The sequence below is a fragment of the Streptomyces violaceoruber genome, assembly GCF_033406955.1.
In the GTDB taxonomy this organism is placed as follows: domain Bacteria; phylum Actinomycetota; class Actinomycetes; order Streptomycetales; family Streptomycetaceae; genus Streptomyces; species Streptomyces violaceoruber.
Map to the genome: position 1 here is coordinate 7,839,214 of NZ_CP137734.1, position 18,537 is coordinate 7,857,750.

An 18,537-nucleotide genomic window follows, 5' to 3' on the forward strand; every position below is an offset into this window, starting at 1 on the left:
TTGAGCGCCGATCAGGCCAGCTGCCGCCGCACCAGCTCGTGCAGCCGTCCGCCGGTGTCCGCCAGCAGCCGGGCGGGCGGGCCCTGCTGGGCGACCCTGCCGTCCTCCATCACGATCACGCGGTCGGCGTCCAGGACCGTGGACAGGCGGTGCGCGATCACGATCCGGGTGGCGTTGAGCGCCTTGGTGGACTCGATCACCCTGCGCTGCGTCTCGTTGTCCAGGGCGCTGGTCGCCTCGTCGAAGAAGAGGATGCGCGGCCGGCGGATCAGGGCCTGCGCGATCATCAGCCGCTGCCGCTGGCCCCCGGAGACCGCCCCGCTGCCCGACACGATGGTGTGCAGCCCCATCGGCATCCGCTCGATGTCCTCCGCGAGCCCCGCCATCCGGGCCGCCGCCATCGCCTCCTCGGGCGTGTACGCCTCGGTGCCGCAGATGACGTCCAGGATCGAGCCGGTGAAGGGCTGGGCGTGCTGGAGCACCACCCCGCACTGTCTGCGCACCGCCGACTGGTCCAGCGCGGCCAGGTCCTGGCCGTCGTACAGGACGCTGCCCGACAGCGGACGGTCGAAGCCGATCAGCAGCCGCAGCAGCGTCGACTTGCCGCAGCCGCTGGGGCCGACGACCGCCACGAACTCGCCCGGCCGCACCTCGAAGGACACGTCGTCCAGGACCAGCGGCCCGTCGTCGGTGTACCGGAACGACAGCCGGCGCGCCTCGATCGCCCCCGACAGCGGCCCCGGCCGGGTGCTCGCCGTCCGCACCTCGGGCGTGGCGTCCAGGACCGGCCGGATCTCCTCGAACAGCGGCAGCGCCGCCACCCCCGACACGAACGCGCCGGTCAGCTGGGTGACCGAGGTCAGCAGCATCGTCACCGAGGCGTTGAAGGTGAGGAACTCCGCCGCCGACATCGAGCCCCGCGCCGGGCCGGCCAGCAGCATGAACATCAACAGGGTGCAGAGCGGTAGGTACACCGCGCCGAGCACCGCGTTCAGGTTCTTGATCCGGCCCGCCCGCTGCTGCAGCTCCCGGCTGTGCGCGAACCGCTCCGCCCACGCCGCGTAGGCGTAGTTCTCGGCTGCCGCCACCCGCAGCTTCGGCAGCCCGCGCAGCGTCTGGAACGCCTGGTTGTTCAGCTTGTTGGTGAGTTTGACCAGCCGCCGCTGCCAGCGCACCTGCCACAGCCCGAGCCCGAGGAACACCCCGGCGACGACCACCAGCATGCCGATCGCGGCGAACGCCATCGGCACGCTGTACCAGAGCAGCAGACCGAGGTTCATCGCCCCGACGGTCACCGACTGGGCCACGGTCGGGCCGACCCCCGCGAGCAGTCTGCGGATCGCGCTGATGCCCATGGCCGCGCTCGCCAGTTCGCCGGTGGAGCGCTCGGTGAAGAACTTCGTCGGCAGCCGCAGCAGGCGGTCCCACACGGCGGGCTGGAGGGTGGCCTCGATCCGGCCCTCCAGACGCAGGATGGTGAGGTTCTGCAGCAGCATGAAGGCCGCCGCGACGACGCTGCTCAGCATCACCGCGAGACACACCTGCACGATCAGCCCGGTCTGCGCCTTCGGCACGAACTCGCCGAGCACCCGGCCCGTCGCGATCGGCACCAGCGCGCCGAGCACCACCGTCACCAGCCCGGCGAGCAGCAGCGACGTCAGATCCCGGCGGGTGCCCGCCAGACAGAACCGGAGCAGCCCGAGCGGACTCGGCCGCCGCTCCGGCAGCGGGCGGTAGAACATCACCGCGCGCGGTTCGAACTCCCCGGCGTTCGCCCGCTCCACGGGCGTCTCCCGACCGGTCGCCGGATGCACGGCCACATAGCCGCCGCGCCGCCACAGCAGAGCCACCGGCGCCCCCGACAGGGTGCGGTGCCCGACCAGCGGCCCCACGTCCTCCCGCCACCAGCGGTCCGCCAGCCGCACCGACCTGGTCCGCACCCGCGAGGCGAGCGCGATCCGCTCCACCGGGTCCAGCCGGTCGCTCTCGGTGCCGCCCGGGGACGGCTCGGCGAGCGGAATACCGGCGGCGCGGGCGACCAGCCCGCACGCCGCGTACGTGGCGTCGGCGTCGGCGGCCGTGGTGCGCTGCGCCGAGCGCTTGCCGATGGAGGCCAGCAGCGTCCGGTCGGCCCGCGCGCGCACCGCCTCACCGGCCTTGATACCGGCCGCCGTGCGGGTCTCGTGGGTGCGCTCCAGCTGCTCGATCCACCGGTCAAGGGTGGTCAGCAGCCGGTACTGCTGGTCGACCATGCTCTGCCACAGCGCCGGGTCCATCAACAGGTCGGCGGCCGCCTCCTCGCCGTACACCGCCCCGTACTGCACGCTGCCCGGCGGCACCTGCATCCAGAACACGTCGTCGTCCGTGGGTGCGCCGGCCCGCTCCGTGGCCATCGGCGCCTGGAAGAGGACGGTCAGGCCGCGTCCCACGCCGAGGGCCAGGGCGTACTCCAGCGGACTCGTCGTCGGCGGCACGTACTGGGGGTTGCCGTACGCGTCGTACGACCACGTCTGGGTGGGCGCCGGCTGGTACAGCTCGCGCAGCCCGATCCGGTGCACCACGCAGTCCCGCAGCGGGCGTGCCACCAGCGTGTGCTGCGGCCCGGCGACCGGTCCCAGCAGTACCGAGCCCGCCTCCAGGCGTCCCAGGTGGTGCCAGTGGCCCTGCTCCCCGGCGTCGACCGCGAACAGGTCCACCGCGCCGGACACCACGAGCCACAGCACCTGCGGCCCCTCCAGGTCGAGGCGGTTGAACCCGGCGCAGTCGACGCGCGTGCCCAGCGAGCCGAGCGCCCCCAGGACCAGGTCGCCCTGCCCCTCGTGCACGGTTGTCATCTCACCGCTCCCTGACCAGCGCCGCGTACGCGCCACCGCGCGCCAGCAGCTCCTCGTGCCGCCCGCGCTCCACGACCGTGCCGTGGTCGAGGACGACGATCTCGTCGCTGTCCCGCACCGTGCTGAGCCGGTGCGCGATCACCACGCAGGCGCAGCCGCGCCGGCGCAGGTTGTCCATCACCACCAGCTCGGTCTCCGCGTCCAGCGCGCTGGTCACCTCGTCCAGGACGAGGATGCTGGGGCGGCGCACCAGGGCCCGCGCGATCTCCAGGCGCTGGCGCTGCCCGCCGGAGAAGTTGCGGCCGTCCTGCTCCACCGGGCTGTGGAGCCCGCCCGGCCTGCGCGTCACCACGTCGTACAGCGCGGCGTCCTTCAGCGCCTCCACCACGGCGTCGTCGGGGATCGACGGGTCCCACAGGGCCACGTTGTCGCGCACCGAGCCCTCGAACAGGAACACGTCCTGGTCGACGAAGGAGACGGAGGACGCCAGCGCCCCGCGCGGGATGTCGTCGAGTCGCTGCCCGTCGATGCGGATCACGCCGTCCCAGGGCGCGTACAGGCCCGAGATCAGCCGCGACACCGTCGACTTGCCGCTGCCCGAACCGCCGACCAGGGCCACCTGCTGCCCCGGCCCCACGGTCAGGTCGAAACCGGACAGCAGCGGCTTGTCGAGCGGGTTGTAGCCGAAGGAGACGTTCTGCAGCTCCACGTGCCCGCGCAGCCGGCGGGTGGAGTCGCCGTCACCGGGGCGGTCGTAGAGCGGATCCGCCCGGAAGTTCTCCACGTCCTTGAGGCGGGCCACGTCGGCCGCGAAGTCCTGGATGCGGCCCGCGACACCGTTCAGCCGGGTCAGCGGCGCGGTGAAGCGGACCACCAGCGCCTGGAAGGCGACCAGCAGCCCGACCGAGATGTGGCCCTCGACCGCGCGCATGCCGCCGATCCACAGGATCAGCCCGCTGTTCAGCGTCGCCAGCGTCGGCGCGACCACGCCCAGCCAGGCACTGGGCACCCCGAGCCGCTGCTGCTCCTCCAGCGTGGTGGCGTGCTGGCCGGCCCACTTGCGGAAGTAGCCGTCCTCGCCGCCGGTCGCCTTCATCGTCTCGATCAGCTGGAGGCCGGTGTAGGCGGTGTTGGTCAGCCGCGCCGTGTCCGCCCGCAGCTTGGCCGTACGGGTCGCGCGCAGCCGGATGACGACCCGCATCGCCAGGATGTTGAGCAGCGCCACACCGATGCCGACGAAGGTGAGCTGCGGGTCGTACGTGTACAGCAGCACGGCGTACAGGACGACCACGATCGCGTCCACGCCCGCCGCGGCGAGGTCGCGGGCCAGCGTCTCGGCGACGGCGTCGTTGGACTGGAGCCGCTGCACCAGGTCGGCGGGGCTGCGCTGGGAGAAGAAGGTCACCGGCAGCCGCAGCAGGTGCCGCAGGAAGCGGGCGCTGGAGAGGGTGGAGGAGATGATGCGCCCGTGCAGCAGGTTGGCCTGCTGGAGCCAGGTCAGCACCACCGTGAGCAGCACACAGGCGCCCATCGACGCGAACAGCACGCCGAGCAGCGAGGTCTGCCCACCGATGAGGAACATGTCGATGTAGGTGCGGCTGAGCGCGGGCACCGCCGCGCCGACCGCCACCAGGAGCAGGCTCGCCAGCACCGCGGCGGGCAGCGTGCCCGCGGTTCCGCGCAGCCGGGCGGGCATCGCACCGAGCACACCGGGCTTGCGGCCGCCGCGGGTGAAGCCGTCACCGGGCTCCATGGTCAGCACGACACCGGTGAAGGACCCGTCGAAGTCCTCCAGGGACACGAACCTGCGTCCCTTGCCCGGGTCGTTGATGAACACCCCGCGCCGCCCGAACCGACGGCCCATGCCGTCGTAGACGACGTAGTGGTTGAACTCCCAGAAGAGGATGGCCGGTGCCGTCACCTCGGCGAGGGCGGCCAGGTCCATCTGCATGCCCTTGGCGGTGAACCCGTAACTCCGCGCGGCCTTCAGCAGGTTGCTCGCCCGGGACCCGTCGCGGGAGACACCGCAGGCGATCCGCAGCTCCTCCAGGGGGACATGGCGGCCGTAGTGTCCCAGCACCATGGCGAGGGAGGCGGCACCGCACTCCACGGCCTCCATCTGGAGCACCGTGGGCGTGCGGACGGTCCTCGCGCGGCTCTTCGGCACGCTGCGCCTCGGCGGGGCGGCACGGCGCCTGCCCCGGGTCTCCTGTGCGGTGCTCACGGCAGCAGCCAATCGACGGGACGCTGGTCGGCCAGCCGGATCGAGCCCGAGGCCAGGGTCATGGAGGTCAGTTCGAACGGCGGCCCGTCGGCCGAGGACCACGCGTAGCCGCTCTTCGTGGACTTCGAGGTCGCCAGCCGCACCGTCACGGCCACCGGCCTGCCGTCCTCGGTGAACTGCTCGCCGAGCGCGCTGTCCCCGAGGAACGCGCCGATCGTCTGCGCCGACTGGGCCGAGCGGTCCACGGACTTCACCTCCCCGTGCAGGACGCCGTACTGCTGCGTCGGCACCGACTGGACGGTCAGGTCGACCGAGGCGTGGGCGGGGATGGCGGCGGCGTTCTCCGCGGGGACGTAGACGGTGGCGTAGAGCGGGTCGCCGGCGTGGGCGACCTTCTCGACGGACGCGACGTTCGCGCCGGTGGCGATGATCTGCCCGACGGTGGCGGCGAGTGCGCTGACCCGGCCGGCGTCCACCGTGCGGACCACCGTCTCGCCCTTCGCGGTGCGGACCTTCAGTACCGGGGCGTCGGCGGCCAGCCGCTGCCCCGGACCGGCGAGGACCGCGGTGACCTGCCCGGAGACGGGGCTTTGCAGGAGGTAACTGCCCTGGCCGTGGGTGAGGACGGCGGGTGCGGACACCGTGGAGGTCACCGAGCCGCCCACCGCCCACACGGACGCGGCGGCCATGGCGATCAGCGTCACGGACAGCACCAGCCAGCCCTGGGGACGGGCGAAACGCACCGGGAGATCGAGCTCCTCCGGCGACTGGAGTTTTGCGAGGGCCTGTTGGCGGAACTGCACGGCTGACGTATCCAGGGCTTGGTGAGAACGGCCGGGGGACGATCACGGCCGGAGGGAGAACGGCCGAAAAGTCCCGGAGCCTGGACGGCTCCGGGACTCAGCGACGCAAGGGCGCGATCAGAGACCGGCGACCAGGCCCGTGACCGGGGCCGTGTTCAGGCCGGTGACACCCTCGACGGTGCCGACGGCGGTGTTGAGCAGGCCGGAGACCGGGGCGATGCCGTCCACCAGGCCGGTGACGGTGCCGACGGCGTTCACGTTCAGGCCGCCGGAGACGTTGTCGAGGTCGGCGTCGGAGATCTCGACGGTCTCAACCTGGGGGGTGGAGTTCATGATGGAACTTCCCTTCGTATAGCCATTTCACAAGGGGGGAGCGGCCCCCTCTGGGGACAGATGACGGCCGCGACCGCGGGCGCCGGGCGCCCTTTTCCGGAGCCCTCCGCGGCCCCCGCGGTGCGATGGATCAAAGCACGCGGCCGGTCCGGGCTTCCAATCAAACACCCCTCTCACCAGCACACTTGCGAGGCCTGCGGGCCCAAGCGTGCAGGGGCGCGCACTCCTTCGCGGCCACTTCTTCACACGGTGCGCGAGATCGGCTCGTGCGGCCCCTTGCCCCGGCCGAGGCGATTGGGGCACTACGGCCCCAAAGGCGTACGGGCCGCCGCGGGCTTGTGCAGATGCGCCAACGGGAGTGACCGGGTTGGGCATTCGATGTGCAGATTCGCTGAAGCAGTCATTCCGCTCCGTGATCGCGACGGTGCGTCGCGCTCCGGATGCGGAGGGTGCCGATCGGGGGCGGCGCGAGGGCCCGGCTGAACACCCCGCCCGGTCCGTGCGTACCAACAGCCGTCCAGGCGCCCCCAACAGCTGCCGGACCGGCGGGCATCAACCCCGGTCCCAGGAGGTCGAGCAGGTTGAGTCACAAGCGAATCCCCAAGCGCAGGGCCGCGATGGCGGCGGGCGGTGTGGTGGCGCTCGGCGCGGCCGCGATCCTGCTGCCGAACGCGAACGCCTCGCAGGACGGCGGCTCCTCGGACGATGCCGCCGCGGCACCCAGGACGCTCAAGGCGGCGGACGCGTCGGATCTCGCCGCCCGGCTCGCCGGCCTGCTCGGCGACAGCTTCGCCGGCTCCTACTACGACTCCGGCGCCCGGCAACTGGTCGTCAACGTCGTCCCCGGCGACAACAACCAGGTGGTCGTGCAGGCCGAGAAGGCGGGTGCGAAGGTCCGCGAGGTCGACAACAGCATGGGCGAGCTGCGCGGCGGCGCGCAGACCCTGAAGGCCGAGGCCGGCATCCCCGGGACCGCGTGGGCGATCGACCCGCGGACCAACAAGATCCTGGTGACCGCCGACAGCACCGTCACCGGCGACCGGTGGGACCGGCTGGAGTCCACCGTCGACGGCCTCGGGTCCGGCATGGCGACGGTCAGGAAGTCCGCCGGCACCTTCAAGACCTTCGCGTCGGGCGGCGACGCGATCTTCGGCGGCGGAGCGCGCTGCTCACTCGGCTTCAACGTCACCGCGGGCGACGGCTCGCCCGCCTTCCTGACGGCCGGTCACTGCGGGGTGGCGGCCGACCAGTGGTCCGACGCACAGGGCGGACAGCCGATCGCCACCGTCGACCAGGCGGTCTTCCCCGGCGAGGGCGACTTCGCGCTCGTCAGGTACGACGACCCGGCGACCGAGGCGCCGAGCGAGGTCGACCTCGGCGACCAGACCCTGCCGATCAGCGGGGCCGCCGAGGCGGCGGTCGGCCAGGAGGTCTTCCGCATGGGCAGTACGACCGGACTGGCCGACGGGCAGGTGCTCGGCCTGGACGCCACCGTCAACTATCCCGAGGGCACGGTCACCGGCCTCATACAGACCGACGTCTGCGCCGAGCCCGGCGACAGCGGCGGCTCCCTCTTCACGCGGGACGGCCTCGCGATCGGCCTGACCTCCGGCGGCAGCGGGGACTGCACGGTCGGCGGCGAGACCTTCTTCCAGCCGGTCACCACGGCCCTGGCGGCGGTCGGCGCCACCCTCGGGGGCGAGGACGGCGGCGCGGGTGCCGGAGACGCGGGCGGTGCCGGCGCAGGTGCCGGCGAGGAGGGTGATGCGGGAGGTGCGGGCGACGCGGGCGACGGCGGCGCTGGTGCGGGTGACAAAGGTGACAAAGGTGACACAGGTGACGCGGGTGACGCGGGTGACGGTGCACCCGTCGGCGGTGGGGACGGCTCGGGGCTGACGGGCTGACGGGCTGACGGGCTGACGGGCTGACGCCACGTCGGCTCGGTGCGGCCGGTCTGCGCCCCGGCCGCACCGCCCGCCGCACTGGTTCACGGCCCGCGGGCAGCGGTGCGTGTCCGCCACCACCTCCTGGCCGCCGGCAGGTCCCGGCCCGGCCCGCACCCGTCCGGCGGCGCGAAGCGCCCGTCCGCGAGCCCCGGAGTGCCCCTGATCGCCGCTCCCCGGTCCCCAGGGGCTGCGCGGATGCCTCACAAGCGCTGTAATGGCGAGGTGGCCGGAGAGGACGCTGCGGAACGCGGACCGAGGACGCTGCGTGCCGAGGGCGCCCTGAACGCGATCGTGGCCGGACCGGTGCCGCAGGAGCGGCTGCGCGTAATCCTCGAGCAGGCGCTGGTCTTCGCGGGCGCCTCCTTCGCCGCGCTCTACGCGCCGGGCGACGATCGCGAGCTGCTCTGCCTGGTCGAGTCGGCCGGAGTGCCCCGCTCGCTGTACGGCGTACGCGACAGCTACCCCGCGTCCGGCGGTTCCCCGGTCGCCGACGCCCACCGCGCCGGCGAGGCGGTGTGGATCGGGCCGGAGGAGTTCGCCGGATCGGCGGAGTCACGGCATGTGCCGTCGAGCGGCTTCTCGCTCGCCGTCCTGCCCGTGCGCGGGGACGGCGGCGGCTGCTTTCTCGCCCTGACCGAGCGCCCGGACGGGTTCGACACCGACGACCGTACGTGCCTGGAGGCGATCGCGGAGGCGATGACCTGCCCCGCCCCGGCCGAGACCGCCGCCCGTGCCGAGACCGGTGACCTCCAGCCGGACGCCTTCACCCTGACCATGGACTCCGGCCGGGTGGAGGTCGGCGACGACATCCTGCGGCTGTTCGGACTGGCCCCCGGCGAGTTCGACGGCAAGGTCGAGACGCTGCTCGGCCTCACCGTGCCGGAGGACCTGCCGTCCCTGATGTCGGTGACCGAGTCCGACCACATGACCATCGGCGAGCGCGAGCTGGAGTTCCGGGTGCTCCAGCCCACCGGCCCGCCGAAGTGGCTGCGGCTCAGCGGGCGCCTGCTGCCCGGCGGCGAGGGCCGGCCGGCCCTTCTGGTCGGCACCGTCGCCGACGCCTCCACCCTGCGTCCGGACGTGACCGACGTCGCCCGCGTCCAGCGGCTGGCCGCCGCGCTGGCCACCGCCGGGACGGTCCGCGACGTCAGCCAGGCCGTCGTCGCCGCCCTGCGCAGGCCGCTGCGGGCCGACCGGATCGCGCTGGCCGAGCTGGAGAACGACCGGCTCGTCGTCACCGTCCTCGACCCGCCCGACCCCGAGTCCTGGCCCGAACTGTGGCGCCTGGAGTGGCGCACCGAGTGGCCGGACGCGCCGGTACGGGCCATGCCGACCCTGGCCGCCGCGCTGCGCGAGGGCCGCGCCCGGATCTGGCCCGCCGGCACCGGGGACCTGGAGCCCGCCCTCGCCGACGTCGGCCCCGGCGGCCTCGCCGTGCTGCCGCTGCCCGCCGGCGGACGCATGGCCGGTGCCTGCCTGATCGGCTGGGACACCCCGCACGACTTCGGCCCCGACGAACGGGCCCTGCTCACCGCCTCCGCGGGCCTGGCCGGGCAGGCCCTGATGCGCGCCCACGCCTTCGACGCCGAGCACGAGCTGGTCGGCATGCTCCAGCGCCAGCTGCTGCCGCGCCGCCTGCCCAAGCTGCCCGGCGCGGTCGCCGTCGCCCGCTACCTGCCCAGCACGGCGGGCCTGGAGCTGGGCGGCGACTGGTACGACGTGATCCCGCTGCCCGACCACCACGTCGCCCTCGTCATCGGCGACGTCCAGGGCCACAGCGCCGGCGCGGCCACCCTCATGGGCCAGATGCGCACCGCCCTGCGCGCCTACGCGGTCGAGGGCCACCCGCCGGACGTCGTGGTCTCCCACGCCAACCGGCTGCTGACGGGCATGGAGACCGACCTCTTCGCCACCTGCGTCTACGTCGACCTCGACATGGAGGAGGGCTCCGCCTGGTGCGTGCGCGCGGGGCACCTGCCACCGGTGCTGCGCCATCCCGACGGCAGCACCGAGATCGCGGAGGTGGAGGGCGGCCCGCCGCTCGGCGTGGTGACCCAGGCCGACTTCCCGATGAGCCCGCTGCGGCTGCGGCCCGGCACGCTGATCGCCCTCACCACGGACGGCCTGGTGGAGACGCCGGAGTCCGACATCGACGAGGGCATGGACCGGTTCGCGCACGCGCTGGCCGTCTCCGCCCCCGACCACCTCGGACTCGTCGCCGACGCCCTGCTCGGCAACGCCCGCCGCAACGACGACGTGGCCCTGCTGCTGGTGCGCTACGACGGAATGGCCCTGCGCCCGCTGCGCGAGAGCTGGTCGGTGTGGCGGCTGCCCGAGGCCGTGCGGCACGCCCGCCGCTTCACCCGGCGCACCCTGCGCACCTGGGGCGTACCGGACGACGACATCGACGGAGTGCTCCTGATCGTCTCCGAGCTGGTCACCAACGCCCTGGTGCACACCGACGGCAAGGTACGGCTCGACCTCACCCTGATCGGCGGACGGCTGCGCGTGGCCGTCGCCGACGCCTCGCCGCGCACGCCGGTCAAGCCGACCAGCATCGGCTGGGAGGCCACCGGCGGACGCGGCATCCTCCTGGTCGAGGCGATGTCGGCGACCTGGGGGACGCTGCCGGTCAGCGGGGGCAAGCAGGTGTGGAGCGAGATCCCGGTGGGCGGCGGCTGAGCCGCGCGGCCCGCACGGCCCCTGGGTTTCACCGGTCCCCGTCCGGGGACCCGCAGGGGCGAGCGCACCAGAAGCGGAACCAGAAGGAAGATGATGCCCCGTGACCACGGACACCGACGGCAAACCCGCCGTCCGGCGGCTGGAGACAGGCTGGTCGAAGGCCCGCCGCCTGCGGAGCAGAGGCGTGATGCGCACCTGCGTACCCGCCGTGGAGGACGGCAGCACCGTCCGCGCACCGCAATCGGGTCAGGAGTCGAACATCGTCCGGGGCGAGGACTGACCGGACCCCGAGGGTGGTGACACCGCCCAGCGCGCCGGCCTTGGTGCCGGCGCGGTGCGCGTTGCGGGGCGGCCGCGGACCGCGAGGGGCACGCCGGTAGCGTCACAGGGGTCCCGCACCACCCGCAAGAGGGCACGGAGCCCGCGACTAGGCACGGATCCGCTCATGAACATCCTGGTCACCGGCGCCGCCGGATTCATCGGCTCCCGGTACGTCCGCGGGCTGCTCGCCTCCGACGCGCCCGGCGCCCCGCGGGTCACCGTGCTGGACGCCCTCACCTACGCCGGATCCACCGCCAATCTCGAACTCGGCCACCCCCGGCTGGAGTTCGTGCACGGCGACATCCGCGACGCGGCGCTCGTGGACAGGCTGACGGCCGGGGCCGACCAGGTGGTGCACTTCGCCGCCGAGTCCCATGTGGACCGCTCCATCCACGCCGCCTCCGACTTCGTCCTCACCAACGTCGTCGGCACCCAGAACCTGCTGGACGCCGCCCTGCGCCATGGCGTCGGGCCCTTCGTGCACGTCTCCACCGACGAGGTCTACGGCTCGGTCGACGCCGGTTCGGCGACCGAGGAGCACCCCCTGCGGCCGAGCTCCCCCTACTCCGCCTCGAAGGCGTCGGGCGACCTGCTGGCCCTCTCCTACCACCGCACCCACGGCCTCGACGTACGGGTGACCCGGTGCTCCAACAACTACGGCCCGCACCAGTTCCCCGAGAAACTCGTGCCGCTGTTCGTCACCCGTCTCCTGGACGGCCACCGGGTCCCGCTGTACGGGGACGGCCGCAACGTCCGCGACTGGCTGCACGTCGACGACCACTGCCGGGGCGTCGACCTGGTCCGCACCCGTGGCAGGGCCGGCGAGGTCTACAACATCGGCGGCGGCACCGAGTTGAGCAACCGCGACCTCACCGGCCTGCTCCTGGACGCCTGCGGCGCGGGGCCGGACCGCATCGTGCACGTCGAGGACCGCAAGGGCCACGACCTGCGCTACTCGGTCGACTGGAGCAAGGCCCGCGAGGAGCTGGGCTACCGCCCCCACCGCGACCTCGCGACCGGGCTGGCCGAGACCGTCGCCTGGTACCGGGACAACCGGGCCTGGTGGGAGCCGCTCGAGCGGCGCGCCGACGCGGGCTGACGGGCCGCTTCCGTACGGGTCAGCCGTGCGTCTTGGCCAGCAGCTCCAGGATGTCCCGCGTCGTGCCCGTCTCGCCCAGGCGCGGGAAGATCCGCTCGACGCTGCCCCGGTGCGCCTCGGCACTCATGTCGCTCATCGCGTCGGTCGCGAGCGTGACGTGATAGCCGTGCTCGTGGGCGGCCCGGGCGGTGGACTCGACACCGATGCTGGTGGCGATGCCGGTCAGCACGATCTGGGTGACACCGCGGCGGCGCAGCTGGACATCGAGGCCGGTGCCGTGGAAGGCGCCCCAGTTGCGCTTGGTGACGGTGAGGTCGCCGGGGTGCCCGGCCAGTTCGCCGACGACGACGTCCCAGCCCTCGGGCCGCGGCCCGCCGGCGCCGGCCTCCGTGCGACCGGGCACGGCGTCCGCCCCGTCGGCGGCGAAGGAGACCCGGACCAGCACCACGGGCAGGTCGCGGGCCCGGAAGGCTTCGGCCAGTTCGGCGCTCCGGGCCACGACCTCGGCGCCGGAGTACGGCTCGGTGGGCGCGGCGACGATACCGGCCTGGAGGTCGATCACGACGAGGGCGGTACGGGGGTCCAGAACGGTGACGGTCATGGGGCGGTGCCTTTCGGGTGGTTCTCACGCGGTTCGGCCGCGATCGACCCCACCGTAAGTTCGACAGCTAAAACTGTCCAGCTAAGCCTGCACAGTTTTACCTGTCGATTAAGCTGGAACACGTGCGTCTGCTGATCACGTCCGACACCCACCTGCCCAAGCGTGCGAAAGAACTGCCGGCACCGCTGCTGGCGGAGATCCCGCGCGCGGACGTCGTCCTGCACGCGGGGGACTGGGTCGACACGGCCACCCTCGACCTAGTGGAGAGCCGCAGCCGCAGACTCGTCGGCGTCCACGGAAACAACGACGGACCCGCGCTGCGTGCCCGGCTGCCCGAGGTGGCGTACGCGGACCTCGGCGGCCTGCGCTTCGGCGTCGTCCACGAGACGGGCGCCGCACAGGGGCGGGAGGCCCGCTGCGCCGCCCGCTTCCCCGGCCTGGACGTCCTGGTCTTCGGACACAGCCACATCCCCTGGGACACCACCGCCGCCACCGGCCTGCGGCTGCTCAACCCGGGGTCGCCGACGGACCGGCGCCGTCAGCCGTACCGCACCTACCTGACCGCCACGGTCGCCGACGGCCGGCTGCGCGACGTCGAGCTGCACCGGCTGCCGCCGCGGTGAGCGGCGGCCCGCATCGGGACGGGCGGCACCCGTGAGGGCGCCGCCCGGTGCGGACCGGGCCGCTCCGTGTCGCGGGAAGCGGCCCGGGCGCTTCTTCTGGAGTGCGCTGTCACGGACCTCCTTCCGGGGCAGTGGTGTCGAGGGCATGCATGCCTCGTCCGTTGCCGGGCGACTACCCGGGACGGGCCGGCTCACACATGCGTGCGGGGACGACCCGCCGGGCCCGGACCGCGTGGTGTCTCAGCCGGCCGACGGCCCCGTCCAGTCCGCCGCCACCCGGCCGATGCGGACCCGCTGCGGGTGATCGCCGACGGGGACGGAGACCGACTTCTCGCCGGTGGCGAAGTCGATGGCCGTCACCTGGTCGGCGCCGCTCTCGGAGACCACGCAGTGCGTCCCGTCGCCGCTGATGGTGGCCCAGTAGGGCTTGGCCGCGGGCACGAGCGGACCCTCCTCGAGGGTGTCGCGGTTGACGACCGTCGCGTAGTCGTCCATCGTGCCCGCGACGCAGATCCTGGCGCCGTCCGGGCTCATCGAGAGACCGTGGTGACGCGAGTCGTTGACCCAGGTGGTGCGGTCCTCGCTGGTGGCGGGGTTCTTCGGCAGGGTCTTCGTCCGGGTGATCCGGTCCCCGGCGACGTCGTACTCGAAGAAGCCGTTGAAGAACGAGACCTGGAAGTACAGCTTGGACTCGTCGGGCGAGAAGACGGCCGGCCGCACCGCGTCCGAGTGATCCCCGAGACCGATCGCGTCGAGCCGCTGCCGCATGTCGATGACCTTGACCTGCCGGTACGTCTTCGCGTCCACGACCGTGATGCGCCGGTCGCCCTTCGTCCAGTCGAGCCAGGGGGCGTCGAGCGCGGTGTTCACGTCACCGATGGACATGTTCCAGATGTACCGGCCGTCGCGGGTGAAGATGTTCTCGTGCGGCTTGTCGCCCGTGCCGAACGAGCCGACCTGCTCACCGGTCCGGATGTCGAGGACGTGCACGGTGTTCGAGGTCGACGCCGAGACCGCGACCCGGGTGCCGTCGGGGGAGACCGCCATGTGGTCGGAGCGGTAACCCGAGACGGGGAAGCGCCAGTTGATGTCGCCGGTGGCGAGGTCGACGGAGACCACGTCGGCGAAGCTCGGCCGGGAGACGACCACCGAGGTGCCGTCCGGCGTCGAGTACATGTCGTCGACGAGCTGGTCGTGTCCCTCGCCGACGCCGTTGCGGATGGCCTGGAAGTAGATCCACTTGATCGGATCGGCGTTGATCTCCGCCATCCGCTCCGCCTTGTCCGGGACGACGTCGATCCGGCCGATCCGCGCGAAGTCACCGGTGGACCGGATGACGTCCGCGGTGCCGTCCCAGTTGTTGCCGACGAACATCACCTCGCGCAGGCCGGCGGGGGCGTCCGGAGCGGCCGAGGCCGTGGCGGCGGGGGTGGCGACGGTGAGGGCGAGGGCGGCGGCTACGGCGCCGAGGTGCCTGGTCGAGAAGGCGGGCATGGTGCTCTCCTCCGGCAGGGGGCGTGGTGGGGGGCGCTGGAGCATGGGCTGCTGGCGCGCCGGAGCGCGCAATCTGAACACAGCTGCTTTCAGAGTGAACTTACTGCAAAGTAAGGAAGGGTCGCCCTTCTCCACAAGGCCCCGGACCCGACAAACTCGTTCGGAGGGACGGGAGTTGGCGAGCGGGAGGAGGCAGCGGGTGGCGGGCAGGCTCAGGGCGCCGACGGGCCGCTACGGCGGCAAGTCGGCCGCACAGCGCCAGGCCGAGCGCCGCCGGCGCTTCCTCGACGCCGCGCTCCAGCTGTTCGGTGACAGTCCCGGCTACCGCGCCACGACCGTCGCGGCCCTCAGTGAGGCCGCAGGTCTGTCCACCCGCCAGTTCTACGAGGAGTTCCGCACCCTGGAGGACGTGCTCGCCGCGCTCCACCTCCAGGTCAACGCCTGGGCCGAGGAGGCCGTCCGCACCGCGGCCGCGGGCGCCCGCGGCCTGCCCCTCGCCGACCGCGCCGCCGTGATCTTCCGCGCCTACGCCGCCAACGTCACCGCCGATCCGCGCCGCGTCCGCATCACCTTCGTGGAGATCGTCGGCGTCAGCCCGCGCCTGGAGGAACAGCGCCTGGCCCGCCGGGCCCGCTGGGTCGACCTCATCTGTGCCGAGGCCCGGTCGGCCGCCGTACGCGGGGAGGCGGCGACCCGTGACCACCGGCTCGCCGCCACCGCGTTCATCGGCGGCGTCAACGGCCTGCTGCACGACTACAGCGCGGGCTGGGTGGACGCGACCCTGGACGAGGTCGTCGACGAACTGGTCCACCTGCTCCTGGCCGTCCTGCGCCCGCCCGGCCCGTCCCCGGAGGGCTGAGAGGCCCGCCCGTCGGCCGACCGACGGCTACTCGTCCCAGGCCTGGATCATGGTCTGCTCGACGATCTCACCGTCCCGCAGCGACAGCATGGACTCCGAGAGCACCCGCACACCGTCCGGATAGGTGCACTCCTCGGAGAACGCGACCTGGTCGCCCTGGACCACACAGCGTGCCATCCGGTGGGTCAGGTCGCGGCTGTAGACGTCGTCGAGCATCTCGGCGATCTCGTCCCGGCCGTGCAGGACCTTGGGGCGGCTGGGCTGGTCGTACCGGTCGACGATGCGGACCTCCGCGTCCCGCGCGTACAGCGACAACAGGGGTGCCGCCGTCTCTCCTTCGATGCCCCGGCGCAGCGCTTCGGTGTCGAAGCCGGGGCCTGCCGTGGTACCCATGACGACCTCCTTCGGACGTCGAGGGCCGCGACCCGGAGCCCGAACGGGCCGCCTCGGCCCTCTCCCTCCGAGCTTCCTCCGTCCGGGCGGCCACGGCAACGGTGACCGTGACACTGGTCCTCACGGGTGAGCGGCGCCACCCGCCCGTGTCCACGCCGTGCCCGCCCGCGTTGCTCAGCACATGATCTCAACACGACGTATCGTCGCCGTCGTCGGGCTCGCCGCCGGTGTCACCGGCCTCGCCGCCCCGATGGCGAGCGCGGCCGGCGGGGGTCCGCTGGGCACGGAGAAGCTCAGCGTGACGAACACCCTCGACTCGCTCGCGGTCGGTGACATGCCCGCCGAGGACCGGGCCCGGATGCCGCTCCCTTCCCAGCAGCTGAACCGGCTGCAGGACCTCCAGCAACTCCAGCAGGTCACCGGCCTGGTCTCGCCCGTCTTCGGCGTGGTCCCCGCCCTGGGCTGACGCCCGCGTCAGCCACCGGTCGCCAGGAACTGGGTGGCCGCCAGCTCCGCGTACAGCGGATCGGCGGTCACCAGCTCCCGGTGCGTGCCGACCGCACGCACGCGCCCCGCGTCCATCACCACGATCCGGTCCGCCATCGTCACCGTGGACAGCCGGTGCGCGACCACCAGCACCGTGGTCGTCCGGGCCACGTCCGCCACGGTGTCGCGCAGCGCCGCCTCGTTGACCGCGTCCAGCTGCGAGGTGGCCTCGTCGAGCAGCAGCAGACGCGGCCGGCGCAACAGCGCCCGGGCGATGGCCACCCGCTGGCGCTCACCCCCGGACAGTTTCGTGCCCCGATGCCCGACGAGCGTCTCCAGCCCGTTCGGCAGCCGTTCGACCAGGCCGTCCAGGCGGGTCGTCTTCAGCACGGCGGCGAGGGTCGCCTCGTCCCCCTCCGGATTGCCCAGCAGCAGGTTGTCCCGCAGCGAACCGGACAGCACCGGGGCGTCCTGCTCCACATAGCCGATCGAGGCCCGCAGCGAGGACAGTTCCCAGTCCCCGAGGCTCCGGCCGTCCAGCGTGATCTCCCCGGAGTCCGGGTCGTAGAACCGCTCGACGAGGGAGAACACGGTGGTCTTGCCCGCACCGGACGGACCGACGAACGCCGTCATCCCCCGAGCCGGCACCTCGAAGCTCACCCCGTGGTGGATGTACGGAAGATCGTCGGCATAGCGGAAGCGGACCTCGCGGAAGGAGACGGACGCCGGTGGCGCGCCCGCCGACGGCAGCGGGACCGGCCGGGCCTGCGGCTCCGCGGGCAGGCCCAGCGCGTCCTGGATCCGGCCCAGCGCCGCCCGGCCCGTCTGGTACTGCGTGATCGCGCCGACGACCTGCTGGATCGGGGACATCAGATAGAAGACGAACAGCAGGAACGCGACCAGAGTTCCCACGTCGATCGCTCCCGTCGCCACCCGCGCCCCGCCCACCGCGAGCACCGTGATGAAGGCGATCTGCATCGCGAGTCCCGCCGTGTTGCCCGCGGCGGCCGACCACTTGGCGGCCCGCACACTCTGCCGCCAGGACTCCTCGGCGGCCTCGTGCAGCACCCGCTCCTCCCGTGGCTCGGCGCCCGACGCCTTCACCGTGCGCAGCGCGCCGAGAATCCGCTCCAGCGCGGCGCCCATCACGCCCACCGCGTCCTGCGCCTGCCGGCTCGCCCGGTTGATGCGCGGCACGATCAGCCCCAGCACCGTGCCCGCGCCCAGCACCACGGTCAGCGTCACCCCGAGGAGCACGGGATCGACGACGCCCATCATCACCAGCGTCGCCACCAGCGTCAGCCCACCGGTGCCGAGGCCGATGAGGGAGTCGGTGGTCACCTCGCGCAGCAGCGTCGTGTCGGAGGTGATCCGGGCCATCAGGTCGCCGGGCTCGGTACGGTCCACCGCCGCGATCCGCAGCCGCAGCAGATACGACGACAGGGTGCGCCGCGCCCCGAGCACCACCGACTCCGCGGTGCGCCGCAGCACGTACGAACCCAGCGCGCCCAGCGCCGTGTTGGCGACCACCAGCCCCGACATGGCCAGCAGCGCGCCGGTGATGGCCCGGTCCTGCGCCAGGTCGTCGATCAGCTCCCGCGCCACCAGCGGCAGCAGCAGCCCCGTGGCGCCGGTGACCAGGGAGAGCAGCGCGCCCGCGAACAGGGCCGTGCGGTGCGGTCGTACGTACGACAGGAGCAGCCGCCAGGCGGGCGTACCGGTCTGAGGCTGTGCGGTGGTCACGTCGCTCCTTCGGCACACGGACGGGGCACTCAGGCTACGTCGGCGCCGCACGCCACGACGCGCCGGTCCGCGCCGGACCACCCCGCACTCCGCGAA

General features: G+C 73.0%; 15 protein-coding genes. 7 read left to right on the forward strand and 8 right to left on the reverse strand.

Translation table 11 applies throughout. The annotated features are described in order from the left end of the window. Positions 1-11: 11 nt before the first annotated feature. The 4 genes from R2E43_RS35340 to R2E43_RS35355 form a co-directional block, all read right to left on the reverse strand. Positions 12-2,834, reverse strand: a complete 2,823-nt coding sequence (locus R2E43_RS35340) for an NHLP bacteriocin export ABC transporter permease/ATPase subunit (RefSeq protein WP_011027334.1) — start codon at positions 2,832-2,834, stop codon at positions 12-14. 1 nt (position 2,835) lies between these two features. Continuing rightward, positions 2,836-5,058, reverse strand: coding sequence for an NHLP family bacteriocin export ABC transporter peptidase/permease/ATPase subunit (locus R2E43_RS35345; RefSeq protein ID WP_189282727.1), 2,223 nt, complete (start codon positions 5,056-5,058; stop codon positions 2,836-2,838). Continuing rightward, a complete protein-coding gene (locus R2E43_RS35350; protein ID WP_332056967.1) occupies positions 5,055-5,861 on the reverse strand; it encodes an HlyD family efflux transporter periplasmic adaptor subunit in 807 nt (268 codons plus the stop codon). The genes R2E43_RS35345 and R2E43_RS35350 overlap by 4 nt, the downstream gene beginning before the upstream one ends. A gap of 117 nt (positions 5,862-5,978) precedes the next feature. Beyond that, complete coding sequence (locus R2E43_RS35355; protein WP_003978108.1) at positions 5,979-6,194, reverse strand: hypothetical protein; 216 nt, start codon at positions 6,192-6,194, stop codon at positions 5,979-5,981. A gap of 581 nt (positions 6,195-6,775) precedes the next feature. On the opposite strand from R2E43_RS35355, the gene R2E43_RS35360 reads away from it, so the two are divergent. The 4 genes from R2E43_RS35360 (at position 6,776) to rfbB (ending at position 12,242) form a co-directional block, all read left to right on the forward strand. After that, the gene (locus R2E43_RS35360; RefSeq protein WP_003978109.1) at positions 6,776-8,098 is read left to right on the forward strand and encodes a S1 family peptidase; all 1,323 of its coding nucleotides are present in this window, start codon (positions 6,776-6,778) and stop codon (positions 8,096-8,098) included. A gap of 237 nt (positions 8,099-8,335) precedes the next feature. Then, a complete protein-coding gene (locus tag R2E43_RS35365) occupies positions 8,336-10,822 on the forward strand; it encodes a SpoIIE family protein phosphatase (protein WP_003978110.1) in 2,487 nt (828 codons plus the stop codon). Positions 10,823-10,922: 100 nt separating this feature from the next. Then, positions 10,923-11,102, forward strand: coding sequence for a hypothetical protein (locus tag R2E43_RS35370; RefSeq protein WP_003978111.1), 180 nt, complete (start codon positions 10,923-10,925; stop codon positions 11,100-11,102). A 165-nt stretch (positions 11,103-11,267) separates the two neighbouring features. Next, a complete protein-coding gene (gene rfbB, locus R2E43_RS35375; RefSeq protein ID WP_003978112.1) occupies positions 11,268-12,242 on the forward strand; it encodes a dTDP-glucose 4,6-dehydratase in 975 nt (324 codons plus the stop codon). A gap of 19 nt (positions 12,243-12,261) precedes the next feature. On the opposite strand, the gene R2E43_RS35380 is transcribed toward rfbB, so the two are convergent. Further along, positions 12,262-12,843 carry a hydrolase gene (locus R2E43_RS35380; protein WP_106517573.1) on the reverse strand — a complete coding sequence of 194 codons (582 nt, stop codon included), beginning with the start codon at positions 12,841-12,843 and terminating at the stop codon, positions 12,262-12,264. A gap of 122 nt (positions 12,844-12,965) precedes the next feature. On the opposite strand from R2E43_RS35380, the gene R2E43_RS35385 reads away from it, so the two are divergent. Then, positions 12,966-13,466 carry a metallophosphoesterase family protein gene (locus R2E43_RS35385; RefSeq protein WP_106517574.1) on the forward strand — a complete coding sequence of 167 codons (501 nt, stop codon included), beginning with the start codon at positions 12,966-12,968 and terminating at the stop codon, positions 13,464-13,466. Between the two features lie 240 nt (positions 13,467-13,706). Here the strand turns inward: R2E43_RS35385 and R2E43_RS35390 are convergent, their stop codons facing one another. Further along, positions 13,707-14,960, reverse strand: a complete 1,254-nt coding sequence (locus R2E43_RS35390) for a YncE family protein (RefSeq protein WP_332056968.1) — start codon at positions 14,958-14,960, stop codon at positions 13,707-13,709. Between the two features lie 199 nt (positions 14,961-15,159). Here R2E43_RS35390 and R2E43_RS35395 point away from each other — a divergent pair, with 199 nt between their 5' ends. Then, positions 15,160-15,819, forward strand: a complete 660-nt coding sequence (locus R2E43_RS35395; protein ID WP_003978116.1) for a TetR/AcrR family transcriptional regulator — start codon at positions 15,160-15,162, stop codon at positions 15,817-15,819. A gap of 27 nt (positions 15,820-15,846) precedes the next feature. On the opposite strand, the gene R2E43_RS35400 is transcribed toward R2E43_RS35395, so the two are convergent. Beyond that, complete coding sequence (locus tag R2E43_RS35400) at positions 15,847-16,212, reverse strand: nuclear transport factor 2 family protein (protein ID WP_003978117.1); 366 nt, start codon at positions 16,210-16,212, stop codon at positions 15,847-15,849. A gap of 181 nt (positions 16,213-16,393) precedes the next feature. On the opposite strand from R2E43_RS35400, the gene R2E43_RS35405 reads away from it, so the two are divergent. Further along, the gene (locus tag R2E43_RS35405) at positions 16,394-16,678 is read left to right on the forward strand and encodes a hypothetical protein (RefSeq protein ID WP_003978118.1); all 285 of its coding nucleotides are present in this window, start codon (positions 16,394-16,396) and stop codon (positions 16,676-16,678) included. Positions 16,679-16,686: 8 nt separating this feature from the next. On the opposite strand, the gene R2E43_RS35410 is transcribed toward R2E43_RS35405, so the two are convergent. Continuing rightward, a complete protein-coding gene (locus R2E43_RS35410; protein WP_189282722.1) occupies positions 16,687-18,441 on the reverse strand; it encodes an ABC transporter ATP-binding protein in 1,755 nt (584 codons plus the stop codon). Positions 18,442-18,537 lie beyond the last annotated feature (96 nt).